Origin of the sequence: Stenotrophomonas sp. 278 (assembly GCF_003935715.1) — a bacterium.
GTDB lineage: Bacteria > Pseudomonadota > Gammaproteobacteria > Xanthomonadales > Xanthomonadaceae > Stenotrophomonas > Stenotrophomonas maltophilia_AH.
The window spans coordinates 1-15,814 of sequence record NZ_RHPP01000100.1; the positions used below are offsets into that span (position 1 = coordinate 1).

The 15,814-nt window shown below is 65.3% G+C and carries 17 protein-coding genes, 1 tRNA gene and 1 pseudogene; 10 read left to right on the forward strand and 9 right to left on the reverse strand.

The window, feature by feature from the left end:
- The 6 genes from EGJ34_RS15385 to EGJ34_RS15410 all read right to left on the reverse strand — a co-directional run.
- The coding region (locus EGJ34_RS15385; protein ID WP_148100510.1) for an ATP-binding protein at positions 1-600 on the reverse strand (600 nt) is incomplete at its 3' end.
- A complete protein-coding gene (locus tag EGJ34_RS15390; protein WP_125361354.1) occupies positions 591-992 on the reverse strand; it encodes an anti-sigma regulatory factor in 402 nt (133 codons plus the stop codon). The genes EGJ34_RS15385 and EGJ34_RS15390, both read right to left, overlap by 10 nt.
- Positions 989-1,357: an STAS domain-containing protein gene (locus EGJ34_RS15395; protein ID WP_125361356.1), complete on the reverse strand. Its 369-nt coding sequence runs from the start codon at positions 1,355-1,357 to the stop codon at positions 989-991. Before EGJ34_RS15395 ends, EGJ34_RS15390 begins: the two co-directional genes overlap by 4 nt.
- 1 nt (position 1,358) lies before the next feature.
- Positions 1,359-2,213 (reverse strand): STAS domain-containing protein, encoded by an 855-nt coding sequence (locus EGJ34_RS15400; protein WP_125361358.1) that lies wholly within the window; start codon positions 2,211-2,213, stop codon positions 1,359-1,361.
- Positions 2,214-2,356: 143 nt separating this feature from the next.
- Positions 2,357-3,331, reverse strand: a complete 975-nt coding sequence (locus EGJ34_RS15405) for a glycoside hydrolase family 43 protein (RefSeq protein ID WP_185750197.1) — start codon at positions 3,329-3,331, stop codon at positions 2,357-2,359.
- Between the two features lie 164 nt (positions 3,332-3,495).
- A complete protein-coding gene (locus EGJ34_RS15410) occupies positions 3,496-4,449 on the reverse strand; it encodes an alpha/beta hydrolase (protein ID WP_125361360.1) in 954 nt (317 codons plus the stop codon).
- A gap of 257 nt (positions 4,450-4,706) precedes the next feature.
- Between EGJ34_RS15410 and EGJ34_RS15415 the strand changes: the two genes are divergently transcribed.
- Entirely contained in the window at positions 4,707-4,979 is a 273-nt protein-coding gene (locus EGJ34_RS15415) for a type II toxin-antitoxin system RelE/ParE family toxin (RefSeq protein WP_260477019.1), read from the forward strand.
- Positions 4,976-5,314: a helix-turn-helix transcriptional regulator gene (locus EGJ34_RS15420; protein ID WP_125361364.1), complete on the forward strand. Its 339-nt coding sequence runs from the start codon at positions 4,976-4,978 to the stop codon at positions 5,312-5,314. Before EGJ34_RS15415 ends, EGJ34_RS15420 begins: the two co-directional genes overlap by 4 nt.
- Before the next feature lie 126 nt (positions 5,315-5,440).
- Here EGJ34_RS15420 and EGJ34_RS15425 read toward each other — a convergent pair whose 3' ends face one another.
- The 3 genes from EGJ34_RS15425 to EGJ34_RS15435 form a co-directional block, all read right to left on the reverse strand.
- Positions 5,441-6,694 (reverse strand): IS256 family transposase, encoded by a 1,254-nt coding sequence (locus EGJ34_RS15425; RefSeq protein WP_125361366.1) that lies wholly within the window; start codon positions 6,692-6,694, stop codon positions 5,441-5,443.
- A 232-nt stretch (positions 6,695-6,926) separates the two neighbouring features.
- A tRNA-Ile gene (locus EGJ34_RS15430) sits at positions 6,927-7,002 on the reverse strand.
- Between the two features lie 66 nt (positions 7,003-7,068).
- Entirely contained in the window at positions 7,069-8,226 is a 1,158-nt protein-coding gene (locus tag EGJ34_RS15435) for a HipA domain-containing protein (RefSeq protein ID WP_260477020.1), read from the reverse strand.
- A gap of 271 nt (positions 8,227-8,497) precedes the next feature.
- On the opposite strand from EGJ34_RS15435, the gene EGJ34_RS15440 reads away from it, so the two are divergent.
- From EGJ34_RS15440 to EGJ34_RS15475, 8 genes and pseudogenes are all read left to right on the forward strand, one after another.
- The gene (locus EGJ34_RS15440; protein ID WP_125361370.1) at positions 8,498-10,726 is read left to right on the forward strand and encodes a S9 family peptidase; all 2,229 of its coding nucleotides are present in this window, start codon (positions 8,498-8,500) and stop codon (positions 10,724-10,726) included.
- Between the two features lie 29 nt (positions 10,727-10,755).
- Positions 10,756-11,274 (forward strand): cytochrome c oxidase assembly factor Coa1 family protein, encoded by a 519-nt coding sequence (locus tag EGJ34_RS15445; protein WP_125361372.1) that lies wholly within the window; start codon positions 10,756-10,758, stop codon positions 11,272-11,274.
- 337 nt (positions 11,275-11,611) lie between these two features.
- A pseudogene (locus tag EGJ34_RS15450) lies at positions 11,612-12,526 on the forward strand (AAA family ATPase); the annotation flags it as partial.
- Positions 12,513-13,400, forward strand: a complete 888-nt coding sequence (locus tag EGJ34_RS15455; protein WP_125361374.1) for a MinD/ParA family protein — start codon at positions 12,513-12,515, stop codon at positions 13,398-13,400. The pseudogene EGJ34_RS15450 and the gene EGJ34_RS15455, both read left to right, overlap by 14 nt.
- Complete coding sequence (locus EGJ34_RS15460) at positions 13,397-14,143, forward strand: RNA polymerase sigma factor FliA (RefSeq protein ID WP_125361376.1); 747 nt, start codon at positions 13,397-13,399, stop codon at positions 14,141-14,143. The genes EGJ34_RS15455 and EGJ34_RS15460 overlap by 4 nt, the downstream gene beginning before the upstream one ends.
- Before the next feature lie 16 nt (positions 14,144-14,159).
- On the forward strand, positions 14,160-14,552 hold the full coding sequence (gene cheY / locus EGJ34_RS15465; RefSeq protein ID WP_185750198.1) for a chemotaxis response regulator CheY: 393 nt from the start codon (positions 14,160-14,162) through the stop codon (positions 14,550-14,552).
- Complete coding sequence (locus EGJ34_RS15470) at positions 14,552-15,169, forward strand: protein phosphatase CheZ (RefSeq protein ID WP_125361380.1); 618 nt, start codon at positions 14,552-14,554, stop codon at positions 15,167-15,169. The genes cheY and EGJ34_RS15470 overlap by 1 nt, the downstream gene beginning before the upstream one ends.
- 4 nt (positions 15,170-15,173) lie before the next feature.
- A partial coding sequence (locus tag EGJ34_RS15475; RefSeq protein ID WP_185750199.1) for an Hpt domain-containing protein occupies positions 15,174-15,814 on the forward strand: 641 nt, incomplete at its 3' end.

Below are 15,814 nucleotides of genomic sequence, written 5' to 3' on the forward strand. Positions count from 1 at the left end.
CTGCGCGGCGGCAGCAGTGCCGGCCTGGGCCGCATCGGATGCGGGCAGCCCATGCCCGAGGCCATCGATCAGGGTAAGGGTCACCCGGCTGGGGTCAGCGTGCAGGTGCCAGGCATCGCCACAGACCGGCTCGTGATGCAGCGCCAGGCGCAACGCACCGTAGGCCACGTCCACGTCGCGCGCCGCGCGGCTGGCATACACGCGCGCAACCATCACCGCGCCCTTCGCGTCCGCCCAGACATCCAGCACCGCAGCCTGGCGCTGGATCGCACCCATGCCCAGGCCTTGGGTGCCGCCGGTGGAGTAGCCGTCCGGCATCGCCTGCGCCAGCGAAAAGCCGGGCCCGTTGTCCAGCGCACACAGCTCCACGCCGAAGCCACCTCGACCGCAGGCAATGGAGAGGTGCATGCGCCCACCGCGACCATGCTTGATCACGTTGGTGGCCATTTCGGTGGCGGCCAGCGCGACGCGGCCCGCGTCGATTTCGTCAAAGCCGATATGGTGCGCCAGTGCGAGCGCTTCGCGCCTCGCCTGCCCCACCTGCGAGGCTTCTTCCACGGCCACGACCCGGGTTACGTGGCCGGAGAAATTCAGATCCATTTGATGAGGGTGACCCGCGTGCCTTTGCCCGGCGCGCTCTCCAGCTCGAATTCATCCACCAGTCGGCGCGAGCCGGACAGACCCAGCCCCATGCCGGTGCCCGACGACCAGCCGTCGGTCAGGGCCTGGGCCACATCGGGAATGCCGGGACCATTGTCACTGAAGACCAGCTTCAGCCCGCGTCGCATTCCGCTGTCGACCACTTCCCAGGTCATGTCGCCGCCACCGCCATAGATGACGGCGTTGCGGGCCAGCTCACTGGCTGCGGTGACCAGCTTGGTCTGATTGATCAGACTCAGCTTGCAGGCCACGGCGACCTGGCGCACGGTCTGGCGGGCCAGCACGACGTCCTGTTCCACGCGGATCGGCAGGGATCCACTGAGTGCGGTCATGGGGCCTCTTCGCCAGCGTTCTGGCGCAGCAGATGCATGCCACGCTCGACGTTGAGCGCGGTACGCACGCCGTCAAGGGTGAGGCCAAGTTCTACCAGGGTGATGGCGACCGCCGGCTGCATGCCCACCACCACCGTGGTGGCGTCCATCAGCCGCCCCATGGTCGCGATGGTGGAGATCATGCGGCCGATGAAGGAGTCGACGATGTCCAGCGCGGAAATGTCGATCAGCACACCTCGTGCGGACGTGCGCTGGATGCGCTCGCTCAGGTCGTCCTGCAGGGTCAGCGCGAGTTGGTCGTGCATGTCGACCTGGATGGTGACCAGCAGCAGGTCACCCATCTGAAGAATCGGAATGCGCTCCATGTCAGCGCGCCGCCTGGGTCACCACCTGGCCGGTGCGCTTGAGCGCGAGCGCCAGCGCGTCGGCCAGGTTGGCCTTGGTGACGATGCCCTGCAGGTCCAGCCCCAGGTGCACGATGGTCTGCGCGATCTGCGGGCGCACGCCGCTGATGATGGCATCGGCCCCCATCAGGCGGATCGCGGTCACGGTCTTGAGCAGGTGCTGGGCGACCAGGGTGTCCACGGTGGGCACGCCGGTGATGTCGATGATGGCGATTTCCGAACCGGTATCGACAATGCGCTGCAGCAACGATTCCATCACCACCTGGGTGCGCTGCGAATCCAGCGTGCCGATCATCGGCAGCGCCAGCACACCTTCCCACAGCTTCACCACCGGGGTGGACAGTTCCAGCATTTCCTCCTGCTGGCGCTGGATCACGTCCTCGCGGGTCTTCTGGTAGACCTTGACGCTGTGCAGACCGAGCGTATCGATCACTTCGGTGATCGCCCACAGCTGGTTGCCCAGCAGCTTGGGATCATCGGCCAGGCCCTGCTGCAGCAGTTCGAACAGCGGGCGCTTGAGCGAGAACAGGAAGCTGGCGGTTTCCGAGGAGCTGAAGCCCTTCAGCACGCGGTCGCGCGAGAGCTGTTCAAGGAAGCTGCGCGTTTCGGCCCATTCAGTGCTGCCAATGCCGGCGACGCTGGAGGCGGACAGCGTCTCCAGGAACAGGCGCCAGAACTCTCGCAGCTGGGCGTCCTGCTCGCGCGCGGAGATGCGCGCGTCCTGGCCGCCCGCGTTGAGATTCTCGGTCCACTGGGTGACCACCTGATCCTGATGGGTACGGATGAGATCAATGGTGCGCTGCTGCAAAGCCGCCATGGCGTGGTTCCTGAAGAAAAAGGGAGCCGACCCCGCCAGTGACGGGGTCCAGAGCGACCGAGCATAAATGAATTCAGGTAGAGGGAATCATCACACAGTCACCTCCTGCCCACGCCGTTCCGCCAAGACTGAACTGTTCAGACTCAGTCACCTTTCAGCCGGTGCGCGGGCACCCCGTCCGCCGTGATCTGGATAGGGACGATGCGCCCCTTTTCATCGAAGTACATACGGTCGATGGCCGTGGCCCGATGGTGCCGGCTGGTCTCACCCAGCGGGCGGCGGTGGTAGACGATGTACCACTGGTCGTCCGGGGTGCGGATCAGCGAATGGTGTCCCGCACTGGTGGCCACTTCCGGGTCGGACTGCAGCACCTTGCCGATGCGCTTGAACGGGCCCAGCGGGGACTCGGCAATGGCGTAGGCCACCGAGTAGTCCGGCTCGCCCCAGCCGCCCTCGCTCCACATATAGTAGTAACGGCCATCGCGCTTGAACATCAGCGAGCCTTCCACATATTCGGGAGCCGGGGTGACTTCCTTGTAGAGGGTGCCGTCGGGCAGCGGTTCAATGCCGGTGAAGTCACCCTTGAGCTTGACGATGTTGGCGTGCTTCCAGCCGCCGTAGATCATGTACCAGGTACCGTCGTCGTCCTGGAACAGGGTCTGGTCAATCGGCTGGGCTCCGTTGTGGAAGGTGCCGATCAGTGGTTTACCGAGCAGGTCGCGGTACGGGCCTTCCGGCTTGTCGGCCACGGCCACGCCGATGCCGCCGACCTCGTTGTCGCTCTTGATGTCGTTGGCAGAGAAGAAGAAGTAGTACCTGCCGTTGTTCTCCACCACCGAGGGTGCCCACAGGGCTTCCTTCGCCCAGGTGATGGCTTCGATCTTCAGCACGCCGGGGTGCTTGGTCCAGTTGACCAGATCCTTCGAGGAGAAGGCGTCGAAGTAGCGCTGCTCGGCGTAGGGCTTGGAGGTGGTCGGGTAGATCCAGTAGGTGTCGCCGAACACGGCTGCTTCCGGGTCGGCGTACCAGCCGGGAAGGATCGGGTTGCCGGACATCGCCGGTTTGGCCGCTTGGACCGCCTGCGCAGCGAATGCGCTTATTGAAATGGCTGCCGCCATTGCCAGTACTCGAATGCCACCCTTCCGCATGCGCTCTGCCCTCGTGCCGGTTGATTTCAACGATCTTAGATCGATTTAAATCAGCTTGCGGGTGCAGCGCAGCAAACGGGCGGACGCAATAGAACAGGCGGGCAACGTGTGCCCGCCTGCTCTGCCAGTGCCGCTTACTTCTGCTGCAGGAAGGCCAGCAGGTCGGCGTTGACCCGGTCCTTGTGGGTGTCGGTCAGGCCGTGCGGCGCACCCGGATAGACCAGCAGCTTCGCCCCCGGGATCAGCTTGGCGGACATGCGACCGGCCACGTCGATCGGCACGATCTGGTCGTCGTCGCCATGGATGACCAGCGTGGGCACGTTGAACTTCTTCAGGTCGCCACGGAAGTCAGTGGCCGAGAACGCGGCAATCGAGTCGTAGGTGTTCTTGGCACCCGCCTGCATGCCCTGCACCCACCATGCGTCGACCAGCGGCTGGGACACCTTCGCGCCCGGGCGGTTGAAGCCGTAGAACGGACCCGACGCGATATCGCGATACAGCTGCGCGCGGTTCTCCAGCTGGCCCTTGCGCAGGCCATCGAACACGGCAATCGGCACGCCGCCCGGATTGTCGGCGGTCTTGAGCATCAGCGGCGGCACGGCGCTGATCAGCACCGCCTTCTTCACCCGCCCGGTGCCATGGCGGCCGATGTAGCGTGCAACTTCACCGCCGCCGGTGGAGAAGCCCACCAGGGTCACGTCATGCAGATCCAGCGTGTTGATCACCGTCGCCAGGTCGTCGGCGTAGTGGTCCATGTCATTGCCGTCCCACGGCTGGCTGGAACGACCATGGCCGCGGCGGTCGTGCGCGATGACGCGATAGCCGTGGTCGGCCAGGAACATCATCTGCGATTCCCAGCTGTCCGAGTTCAGCGGCCAGCCGTGGCTGAAGGTCACCACCGGGCCGTTCTTCGGGCCCCAGTCCTTGTAGTACAGCTGCACGCCGTCTGCGGTGGTGATGGTGCTGGCGGTTTGGCTGATGGCGGCGGGGGTGGTGCGAGCGGCGGGCTCGGCGGCGCTGGCGGCGAGGCCGGCCTGGATGGAGAGGGCGAGTGCGGCGATGGCGACAGTGCGGGTGAGGGTGTTCATGGGGTAGCTCCTGTTGGGTGGTGTTGCGACAGGGGCTACTTTGCGCGCATACACAGGACTTTCGGTCACATTTAGTCCATACAACTTGATCCTTCGTACGGCCATACTAGAAGCCGCGCCGACTACGCCAAATCACATGTGTACTTATTTATGTACACATCCCGACAATGTATGCGTATAGTCGACCCATGAAGGCAGTCTTGGACGTCCGGTTCTACCGGTCCGCCTCGGCAGACGAACCGGTAAGACGATGGCTCATGGAAGAGGTCTCCGTCGACGCTCGTCGAGCAATCGGCGGTGATGTCAAAACCGTCCAGCTTGGCTGGCCCTTGGGTATGCCACTGGTGCGAAAGATGGATGACCGGCTCTGGGAAGTACGAAGCTCAATTCCTGAGGGAACTGCACGGATCCTGTTCACCACCGAGTTGCGGGACATGGTGCTGCTGCACGGATTCGTAAAGAAGTCCCAGAAGACACCGAAGGCCGACCTTGACCTGGCAAAAAAGCGTAGAGATGAGGTGATCAAATGAGCAAGAACAAGCATATCGGCTCGAGCTTTGACGAGTTCCTGGATTCGGAGGGGCTTCTTGAAGCGTCTGCTGCTGTCGCCGTCAAACGCGTTATTGCTTGGCAGGTTGCCGAAGCAATGAAGGCCGCCAAGGTCAGCAAGTCGGCCCTCGCCAAGCGCATGCAGACCAGTCGATCGCAGTTAGATCGCGTGCTGGATGAAACGGACACAGGGCTGACGCTTGATACCTTAAGTCGGGCAGCGACCGCCTTGGGCTACAGGGTTCAAATTGACCTTGTCCCTCCGAAGGCATCGGTCAGGAGTACACGCAAGGAAACAAGTGATTCGCACGCCTGAACTGCTGAGACTTAGCTCGCTGAGTTGCCCTACTCGAACTCGACAGATGCAAGTGTGATGCTCATTCGAGGCGGCTCGAATTTAAGGGAGTGTCAGATTTTCTGTATGCAGGGCAGCTGATGGGTATTACTGCCGGGCCGACGTGAAACGGTCTTCGTACACTACAGCGAATTGATTCATGGCACCTTTCCACTCACGAGTGGATCGGCTCCAGTCGGCCGTGATGTTACGTAGAGCCAACCAGATCAGCTTGCTGGCAGCCTCATCGTTTGGAAAGTGCCCACGTGTCTTGATGATCTTGCGCAGCCTCGCGTTGATGCTTTCGATGGCGTTGGTGGTATAGATGACCCGCCGTATCTCTGGCGGGAAAGCGAAGAACGGGATGATCCGGCTCCAGTTGCGTCGCCAACTGGCGGTAACGGTGGGGAACTTGGCACCCCATGGCCCGGCCTCAAAAGTGTCCAGGGCGGCACTGGCGGTGGCCTCGTTGACGGCCTGATAGATTGGCTTGAGCGCGGCGGCCAGGCCCTTGCGGTCCTTCCAGCTGGCGTAGTCCAGGCTGTTGCGGATCAGGTGCACGATGCAGGTCTGCAGCGTGGTGGCCGGGAAAACGGTTTCCAATGCCTCAGGCAGGCCCTTCAGGCCGTCCGTGACGGCAATGAGGATGTCGTTCGTCCCGCGCGTGCGCAGATCGTTGAACACCTTCATCCAGAACTTGGCACCCTCCGTGTTCTCGATCCACAAGCCGAGGATGTCGCGAGTGCCATCGGCCAGGACGCCCAGGGCGAGGTACACCGCCTTATTGCGTACAACTCCTTCTTCGCGGATCTTGACCCGAAGAGCGTCAAAGAATACGACTGGATACATGCTCTCAAGCGGGCGAGACTGCCACGCTGTCACCTCCGACATCGCCTCGTCGGTGACCTTGCTGATGAAGTCCGGCGATACCTCCGTGCCGTACATCTCAGCCAAGTAGGCTTGGATCTCCCGCACCGTCATGCCGCGCGCGTACATGGCCACGATCTTGTCATCGAAACCGGTGAAGCGGCGCTCGTGCTTGCCAATCAGAACCGGCTCGAAAGAACCAGCCCGGTCACGTGGCGTCTCAATCTGCACCGGGCCGGCATCCGTCAGAACGGTCTTGCCGGTATGGCCATTGCGGTGATTGCGTCGGCCATCGGCTTGGGAGGCACCCGTTTCGCTCTGCAGATGCATGCCAAGCTCCGCCCCCATCGCACGCTCAATGACGGCCTTCTTGAAGCTCAGGAACAGGTCCTGGGCAGCCTCTGGCGTGAGTGGCCCCGGAACAAGCTGCTGAAGAACCTCTTCAGGCAGGTCCAGCGCAACGGTTTTCGGGGTGGGCTTCTTCTTTTTTGTCATGGGAACTCCTGTGCGGGGTCATGTTAGACCCTGCACACAGAATTTCTGACACCCTCCGCTGATGGTGGGTCCACCAACGTTGGAACCTGCCCGAATCCTTGGTGGCGCGGGAGGAATGGGAGTCTCAGCGGCGCGCGTAGGCACCGTGCGGAATGTAAGCTCCAAGTAGGCACCAAACAGAAAAGGCACCGAGTACCGGTGCCTTTTTCATGCCGTAAACCATTGCTTTCATTGGTGGGCCCACCAGGATTCGAACCTGGAACCAAAGGATTATGAGTCCTCTGCTCTAACCGTTGAGCTATAGGCCCTTGCAGCGTGAAAGTGTAGTGGAGACAGGCCCACCGCCGCCACTGAATCTAACGCCAAGCGGTGCGTCAGCCGAAGCGTCGTCCCATTTCTCGGACCCGTTCCGCGTTCTCGCCGGCCACGTCCGCCAGTACCCTAGACCTCATAAGTCCAGACCCGGCAACCCGCCCCCAGAATCCCACGGCCAACGGTGCCGCCCATTGCAGGTGAGCAAGTTGTCCGGAGCGCTGCGGCGCAACTTGGGCGATCGGGGTTGTCGCTCGCAGCACACCGGTACGCGAAGGGGCCAGCGACATGGGCAGCATGTCGTAGGTCGGGGCTAGCGGTAGCGGGCCGTGGTCGACCAGGTGGAAGCCGATGTTGCCCTGATGCATGTCGGTGTTCCCGATCAGCCGACCGAAGGCATGCAGCCGCGCCATGGCGATGGCGGTGTCCTGGCTGATCCATCGCAGCGCCAACAACTGCTCGCCCGCCTCGTCCCAGCCGGCGTTGTCACCGACAAATGCGGAGGACAGGGCCAACAACGACACGAAGCCGCGCCGTCCGAGGGTGTCCGGCGAACGGTCAAACCGCTTCACCTCCAGGAAGGTGTGGCTGTCGGTCTGGATGAGCGACGATTCCGCTGCGGATACGCCGGCCTCGCGCAGAACCTCCAGCGCCAGATGCTCGCAGACCAGCAGGTCCGCCCAGCGTTGCTGCTCCTCCGTGTCATAGCCGGCGAACTTGACCAGGGCGGCGTAGCGGCCGTCCGGCCCGTAGACGGTGGCTGTGAACTTGGGCCTTTCGCCGCCTGGGGCAAGATTGGGGCATTGCCCGCGCGTTACGGCGTTGGCCTTGACCGGGTACTGCCGGTCACGACAGCTTGCCTCGACTTGATCGGGCGGACAGGTGAGCGCAGCAGTGGCTATCTCAACCGCGTGAGTGCCAATCAGAAGATCGCCGGCGGTGATCGCACTCCCCTCCCCCAGCGCCCTCAGCAGATGGGCCGACGTCCAGATCGAGGGATCCCCCGGTAGGCCGAGGGTGTTGTTGACGGCGTAGGCGCGGCCGAGGAATCCTTCGGGGCGGAGGTCGTCGAGGTACCAGGGTAGGCCGGGGAAGCCGTCAAGGTCCTCGTCGGGGCGTCGTTGCAGACTGGGGTGGTGCCCGTGGGAACGGAAGCGGAACGTGTCGCCGGTCAACGCTTCCAGTATTCCCAACTCGTTGATGCAGCCGTCTTCCAGCATCCTGAAGATGGACCAGTGGTATCCGGGCGACGGGTTGGCGGATGACGGCCTTGATGGATGCATGCCCGCAGCATGCGAGGTGCGCCGTCGGTCCGCCATTCAACAAGTTGCGTCGCCCACCAGCGGGGTTTGGCGGGAGGTCATTCTTGGTAGCGCCGGCCGTTGGCCGGCCTCGGCATTGCGTGGGCCGGCCAACGGCCGGCGCTACCGGGATTTCGGCGTGGATTTCGACGTGCGGTACGATTGGGGTCTGACGTCGCCGGAACCCTCCATGCGCCACCTTGTTGCCAGCCTTGCCCTGATGATTGCCTCCACCTCGATCGCCCACGCCGAAAAACTCACGCTTGAGGCCATTACCGGCCCGCTGCCGCTGTCCGGCCCGACCCTGATGAAGCCGAAGGTGGCTCCGGATGGCTCGCAGGTGAGCTTCCTGCGTGGCAAGGAGGCCGACCGCAACCAGCTGGACCTGTGGACCTACGACATCGCCAGCGGCCAGACCCGCATGCTGGTCGATTCGAAGGTGGTGCTGCCGGGCGAGGAAACCCTGAGCGACGCCGAGAAGGCCCGCCGCGAGCGGCAGCGCATCGCGGCCATGACCGGCATCGTCGATTACCAGTGGTCGCCGGACGCCCACACGCTGCTCTTCCCGCTGGGCGGCGAGCTGTATCTGTACGACCTGTCCAAGCAGGGCAAGGCGGCTGTGCGCCAGCTTACCCACGGCGAAGGCTTCGCTACCGACGCCAAGCTGTCGCCCAAGGGCGGCTTCGTCAGCTTCGTGCGTGCCCGCAACCTGTGGGTGATCGACCTGGCCAGCGGCAAGCAGATCCAGCTCACCACCGACGGCAGCGACACCATCGGCAACGGCGTGGCGGAATTCGTGGCCGACGAGGAAATGGACCGCCACACCGGTTACTGGTGGGCTCCGGACGATTCGGCCATTGCCTTCGCCCGCATCGACGAGTCGCCGGTGCCGGTGCAGAAGCGCCATGAGATGTACGCCGACCGCGTGGAGATGATCGAGCAGCGCTACCCGGCCGCCGGCGACCACAACGTCACCGTGAAGCTGGGCGTGATCGCGCCGAAGGCCGCCGCCACCGCGCGCTGGGTGGACCTGGGAAGCAATCCGGACATCTACCTGGCCCGCGTGGACTGGCGCAGCCCGCAGCAGCTGACCTTCCAGCGCCAGTCGCGTGACCAGAAGAAGCTGGAGCTGATCCAGACCGATCTGACCAGCGGCAAGCAGCAGACCCTGGCCACCGAAACCTCCAAGACCTGGGTGCCACTGCACAACAGCCTGCACTTCCTGAAGGACGGTGGGTTCGTGTGGTCGTCCGAGCGCACCGGCTTCCAGCACCTGTATCGCGTAACCGCCGATGGCAAGACCGTCACTGCGTTGACCGCGGGCAACTGGCCGGTGGACGAGCTGCTGGCGGTGGATGAGAACGCCGGCACCGTGTACTTCCGCGCCGGGGTGAATTCGGCCCGCGAAAGCCAGATTTACTCGGTACCGCTGGCCGGCGGCGCGATCAAGCGCCTGTCGCAGGCCGATGGCATGCACAGCGCCAGCTTCGCCCGCAATGCCAGCGTGTATGTGGACAGCTGGTCCAACACGACCACGCCGCCGCAGATCTCCCTGCACCGCGCCAATGGCGAGAAGATCGCCACGCTGGTGGAAAACAATCTGGCCGACCCGCAGCACCCGTACGCGCGCTATCTGGAAGCACAGCGTCCGGTCGAATTCGGCACGCTGACCGCCGCCGATGGCCGCACCGAACTCAACTACAGCCTGATCAAGCCGGCCGGCTTCGACCCGGCCAAGCGCTACCCGGTGGCGGTGTACGTGTATGGCGGCCCGGCCAGCCAGACCGTCACCAACAGCTGGCCCGGCCGCGGCGACCACCTGTTCAACCAGTACCTGGCGCAGCGCGGCTACGTGGTGTTCTCGCTGGACAACCGTGGCACCCCGCGCCGTGGTCGTGATTTTGGTGGCGCGTTGTATGGCGTGCAGGGCACGGTGGAAGTGGCCGACCAGCTCAAGGGCGTGGAATGGCTGAAGCAGCAGCCGTGGGTGGACCCGGCGCGCATTGGCGTGCAGGGCTGGTCCAACGGCGGTTACATGACCCTGATGCTGCTGGCCAAGGCGTCCGATCAGTACGCCTGTGGCGTGGCCGGTGCGCCGGTGACCGACTGGGGGCTGTACGACACGCACTACACCGAACGCTACATGGACCTGCCGGCCAACAACCCGAAGGGCTATGAAGAAGCACGCGTACTGGCGCATGCCGATGGCCTGCGCTCGCGCCTGCTGCTGATCCACGGCATGGCCGACGACAACGTGCTGTTCACCAACTCCACCGAGCTGATGAGCGCGCTGCAGAAGCGCGGGCAGCCGTTCGAGCTGATGACCTACCCGGGTGCCAAGCACGGCTTGTCCGGCAGCAACGCCTTGCACCGTTATCGTCTGGCCGAGGACTTCCTGGGCCGCTGCCTGACGCCGTAATTCACGCACCTGGCTCAAGGAGGACGCCGATGACCCCACCCCCTGCGCTGCCTCATGCCCACGCCACCGGCTGGTGGAGCCGCCACTGGCGCTGGGCGATGCCGCTGGCCGTGCTGGCCTGCATCGCCGCGCTGTTGGGGGTGGTGTGGCTGGCACTGGCGCAGTGGTCGCACTGGAGCCGGGGCAGTGAGCCGTACCAGGAGGCGATGCGCCGCGCGCGCTGCAGCATCGAGTTGAGACACGTGCTCGGCGAGCCGATCCAGGACGGCTACCTGCCCACCGGCAACATGCAGCGCAGCGCCGACGGCACCGGTTACAGCGAGTTCGTGGTGGACCTGAAGGGCTCCAAAGGCAGCGGGCAGCTGTTTCTGGAGGCGCGTCGGGAAGAGGGACGCTGGGACTACCCGCGGATGTATGTGCTGACCGGGACGTCCGAAGCGATTGATCTGACCGCGTTGGATGACGCCGAAGCGGCCAAGGAGTGTGCGCTGCAGGAGTGCCGCGAGCAGAACCATTGTCTGCCGGCACCGCCGCAACCGTTGGATTGATTGCGCGCGGGAGGGACCGCGCGTTGCCGGGCATGGCCCGGCACTACATGATCGGCGCGCCCGGTCCGCAACGACGCGCCCGAACGCCCCCATGACCTCCGGCCGATTGCCGTAACCCGTCCCAATGGGTACGTTCGCAATCACCCAACACCCGGAGTTCCGCATGAAGCCGCTTGCCCTTGCCGTCGCGCTGGTCCTTTCCGTTCCCGCCGCGCTCAGCGCACCGCCGGTCGCCCTGGCCGCCGCGGTCGAGGCCATGGAAGCGCCGGCCCCCGCCCCGACCGTGGTCGCGACCCCGACCCTGACCCCGACCCCGACACCCGCACTGAACCTGGTTCCGCGCGACGACGAAGAGCTGCGCCAGCTGCGTCACGAAGTGGCCGGCATGCGCCAGGTCATCGAACGCGAAATGACCCGCTTCACCGACGAGCGCCTGCGCGGCTCACCGGTGCGCGCGGCCGCGCTGGATCTGATGGACGAGTACGGCTTCGACGCAGGCATCAGCCGCGACGTGGCCCTGCAGATCCCGCTGGATACCGAGGCCCATCGGGGTCGCGGCCTGATGCTGGGCCTGCTCTCGCGCAAGCTGCCGATCGCGCCGATCGATCCCCTGGAGGCTGGCGGCGTGATCGCCCTGGTCGGCCCCACCGGGGCTGGCAAGACGACCACCATCGCCAAGCTGGCCTCGCGCTTCGCCGAAGCTCACGCACCGCGTGACGTCGCGCTGGTGACCACCGACACCGGCCGCATCGGCGCGCGCGAGCAGCTGTATGGTTTCGGCCGCCAGCTCGGGATCGCCGTGCACGAGGCCAACAGCGGCAGCGACCTGACCCAGCTGCTGGAGCGCCTGAAAGACTACAAGCTGGTGTTGATCGACACCGCCGGCCTGGGCCCGCGCGACCGCGCCCTGGCCGCCCAGCTGCAGTGGCTTCGCGCCGCCAGCCAGATCCGCACCCTGCTGGTGCTGCCGGCCAATACCAGCTTCGGCGACATGGACGAAGTGGTCCGTCGCTTCAGCGCCGCCAACCCGCAGGGCGTGGTGCTGAGCAAGCTGGACGAGACCGGTCGCTTCGGCACCGCCCTTTCGGTGGCCGTCGACCACCGCCTGCCCATCACCTGGGTGACCGACGGCCAGGACGTTCCTGAAGACCTGCACCGGGCCACCGCCGCCAATCTTGTACTTCGCCTTGAAGATTTGCGCCGCGCGGCCGATATGCCCTGCAACCCGGAGTTGAACCATGCCGTCGCGTGAGTACGCCAAGCTGACCCAGAACTTCCCGCTGTCGGCCACCCGCAGCCAGCCGCTGGGCCCGGTCCGCACCATTGCCGTCACTGGCGGCAAGGGCGGCGTGGGCAAGACCAACGTTTCGGCCAACCTGGCCGTGGCGCTCGCAAGCATGGGCAAACGCACGCTGCTGCTCGATGCCGACCTCGGCCTGGCCAACATCGACGTCATCCTCGGCCTGCAGCCCAAGCTGACCCTGGCCGACCTGGTCGCCGGGCGTTGCACGCTGGATGAAGTGATCATGGAAGGCCCCGGTGGCGTGCTGGTGGTGCCGGCCGCGTCCGGTCGCCGCCACATGGCCGAACTGCAGCCGGCCGAGCACGTTGGCCTGGTCAACGTGTTCTCCGAACTGGAGCGCGAGCTGGACTTCATGATCGTCGACACCGCCGCCGGCATCACCGACGGCGTGCTGACCTTCTGCCAGGCCGCGCAGGACACCGTGGTGGTCGTCTGCGACGAACCGGCCTCCATCACCGATGCCTACGCGCTGATCAAGGTGCTCTCGCGCGAGCGCGGCGTGGACCGTGTGCAGGTGGTGGCCAACATGGCGCGCGACCCGAACGAAGGCCGCGTGCTGTACGAAAAGCTGAGCCGCGTCTGCGACAAGTTCCTGGCGGACGTCTCGTTGAACTACCTGGGCTGCGTGCCGCAGGACGACTGGCTGCGCCTGTCGGTCCAGCGCCAGCAGCCGGTGGTGAAGGCCTACCCGTCCAGCCCGGCGGCACAGGCAATCACGGAAATCGCGCGCCGCACCGCACGCTGGCAGGCTCCGACCGAACCTCGTGGCGGCGTCGAGTTCTTCCTGGAACGCATCCTTAAACAGCGTGGGGTGGCCGCATGAAAGGCGCTGCGCAGTACAAAGAGGTGCAGCGCGCCGCTGCCACCGAGTGCATTGCCCAGCATTCGGACCTGGTGCGACGCATTGCCCACCACCTGGCCGCGCGCCTGCCGGCCAGCGTCGAGATCGACGACCTGATCCAGGCCGGCATGATGGGGCTGATCGAAGCCTCGCGCAGCTATGACGCCGACCAGGGGGCCTCGTTCGAGACCTACGCTTCGATCCGCATCCGCGGCTCGATGATCGACGAGATCCGCCGCGGTGACTGGGTGCCGCGCTCGGTGCATCGCCGCGCCCGCGACGCCGCCTCGGCGATCCGCAAGCTGGAGCAGAGCACCGGCCGTGCGGCCAGCGCCACCGAGGTGGCCGCCGCAATGGACATGCCGCTGAACGAATACCTGCGCCTGATGGAAGACGCTGCACGCGGCCAGGTCCTCAGCCTGGAATCGCGCATCGAAGACCAGGGCGAGCTCGACACCGTGGCCCAGGGTGGCCCGACCCCGCAGCAGGTGCTGGAGCGCGGCGAGTTCGGCCGCGAGCTGGGTGCCGCCATCGGGCTGCTCCCCGAACGCGAGCAGCTGGTGCTGTCGCTGTACTACGAACAGGAATTGAACCTGAAGGAAATCGGCGCGGTGCTCGGGGTCAGCGAGTCACGCGTCTGCCAGATCCACGGCCAGGCGGTGCTGCGCCTGCGTGGCCGACTGAAGATCTTCGAGGCGGCCGACGCCGGCCTCGAGAACACTTGATACCGAGGAAAGTGCTTTGAACAAGAACATGCGTATCCTGATCGTCGACGACTTCTCGACCATGCGTCGTATCGTCAAGAACCTGCTGGGCGATCTGGGCTTCACCAATACGGCCGAAGCCGAGGACGGGCATGCCGCGCTGGCGCTGCTGAACAGCCAGCCGTTCGATTTCGTGGTCACCGACTGGAACATGCCGGTGATGACCGGCATCGACCTGCTCAAGGCGATCCGCGCCGATGCCAAGCTCAAGACCCTGCCGGTGCTGATGGTGACCGCCGAGGCCAAGCGCGAGCAGATCATCGAAGCGGCCCAGAACGGCGTCAACGGCTACATCATCAAGCCGTTTACCGCGGTCACGCTGTCCGAGAAGCTGGACAAGATCTTCGAACGACTGGCAGCGAGCGCCTGATGGAAACCCTCAGCGACAAGTCGGCGCTGGTGCAGCGCCTGCAGGATGCGTTGGCCGCGCTGGAAAGCGGTGACGAAGCGGGCTGGCGTCGGGAAATCGACGCGCTGGCCGCGCTGCGCACCCAGCCGATGATGGCCGGCCTGAACCGCCTGGCACGCGAGCTTGGCCAGGCGCTGGGCGAACTGCCCACCGTGCCCACCGAAGCCGGTGAGCTCGATGACGCCTGCGCACGCCTGGACCACGTGGTGGCGATGACCGAACAGGCGACCCACCGCACCCTGGATCTCGCCGAGGAATGCCGTGCGCTTACCGAGCAGCTGCGCGCCGAGGGCTTGAACCCGGAGCAGGACCAGCAGCTCGACCGCATCCGCCACAACCTGACCGAAATCGCGCTGACCCAGAGCTACCAGGACCTCACCGGTCAGATCATCCGCCGCGTGGTGGGAATCGTGCGCCGCGTGCACGAGGGCTTTGGTGCGCTGGGCCTGCCGCCGCCGAACGAAGACGACCGCAAGAAGCAGGACAACGGCCTGGCCGGCCCCGCCGTCAACGGGCTGGACCGCCATGCGGTGTCGCAGGTCGACGCCGATGACCTGCTTTCCGATCTAGGGCTTTAAGACCATGAGTGCTGTTCCAGACGATATCGCCGCTGACTTCATCCTCGAGGCCCAGGAGATCCTGGATCGCCTCGGCGAACAGCTGGTCACGCTGGAACAGGCCCCGCAGGACGCCGACCAGCTCAACGCGGTGTTCCGCGGCTTCCACACCCTCAAGGGCGGTGCCGGCTTCCTCGGCATCCAGGCCATGGTGGAGCTGTGCCACGCCGCCGAGGAAACCCTGGGCATGGCCCGTTCCGGCCAGGCCGTGCTGCAGGCGCATCACTTCGATGCCGCCCAGCAGTCGCTGGACTATCTGCAGTCGATGCTGGATTCGGTCTCCGCCGGTGAAGAACCGGGCTATGCACCGCCCGCACTGATTGCCCAGTTCGACGTCAACGGCGGCGCGCCCGCCCCGGTCGCCGCCGCACCCATCGCGGCTGCGGCACCGGCCAGCGACCTGATCACCGACGACGAGTTCGAGGCGCTGCTCGACCAACTGCACGGTGGCGCTGCGCCCACCGCCGTGCCCACCGCGAAGAAGGCCGACGACGGACTGATCGACGAAGACGAGTTTGAAGCCCTGCTGGACCAGCTGCACGGCGGTGCCGCGCCGGGTGCGCGCCCGGTCGCTGCGGTGCCTGCCGTTGCGCCGGCTCCGCGACC

Excerpts from the sequence above, each read along its gene's own strand:
- EGJ34_RS15390 (WP_125361354.1), bottom strand. The coding sequence starts at position 992 with ATGACCGCACTCAGTGGATCCCTGCCGATCCGCGTGGAACAGGACGTC.
- EGJ34_RS15395 (WP_125361356.1), bottom strand. The coding sequence starts at position 1,357 with ATGGAGCGCATTCCGATTCTTCAGATGGGTGACCTGCTGCTGGTCACC.
- EGJ34_RS15400 (WP_125361358.1), bottom strand. The coding sequence starts at position 2,213 with ATGGCGGCTTTGCAGCAGCGCACCATTGATCTCATCCGTACCCATCAG.
- EGJ34_RS15405 (WP_185750197.1), bottom strand. The coding sequence starts at position 3,331 with ATGGCGGCAGCCATTTCAATAAGCGCATTCGCTGCGCAGGCGGTCCAA.
- EGJ34_RS15410 (WP_125361360.1), bottom strand. The coding sequence starts at position 4,449 with ATGAACACCCTCACCCGCACTGTCGCCATCGCCGCACTCGCCCTCTCC.
- EGJ34_RS15415 (WP_260477019.1), top strand. The coding sequence starts at position 4,707 with ATGGAAGAGGTCTCCGTCGACGCTCGTCGAGCAATCGGCGGTGATGTC.
- EGJ34_RS15420 (WP_125361364.1), top strand. The coding sequence starts at position 4,976 with ATGAGCAAGAACAAGCATATCGGCTCGAGCTTTGACGAGTTCCTGGAT.
- EGJ34_RS15425 (WP_125361366.1), bottom strand. The coding sequence starts at position 6,694 with ATGACAAAAAAGAAGAAGCCCACCCCGAAAACCGTTGCGCTGGACCTG.
- EGJ34_RS15435 (WP_260477020.1), bottom strand. The coding sequence starts at position 8,226 with ATGCTGGAAGACGGCTGCATCAACGAGTTGGGAATACTGGAAGCGTTG.
- EGJ34_RS15440 (WP_125361370.1), top strand. The coding sequence starts at position 8,498 with ATGCGCCACCTTGTTGCCAGCCTTGCCCTGATGATTGCCTCCACCTCG.
- EGJ34_RS15445 (WP_125361372.1), top strand. The coding sequence starts at position 10,756 with ATGACCCCACCCCCTGCGCTGCCTCATGCCCACGCCACCGGCTGGTGG.
- EGJ34_RS15455 (WP_125361374.1), top strand. The coding sequence starts at position 12,513 with ATGCCGTCGCGTGAGTACGCCAAGCTGACCCAGAACTTCCCGCTGTCG.
- EGJ34_RS15460 (WP_125361376.1), top strand. The coding sequence starts at position 13,397 with ATGAAAGGCGCTGCGCAGTACAAAGAGGTGCAGCGCGCCGCTGCCACC.
- EGJ34_RS15470 (WP_125361380.1), top strand. The coding sequence starts at position 14,552 with ATGGAAACCCTCAGCGACAAGTCGGCGCTGGTGCAGCGCCTGCAGGAT.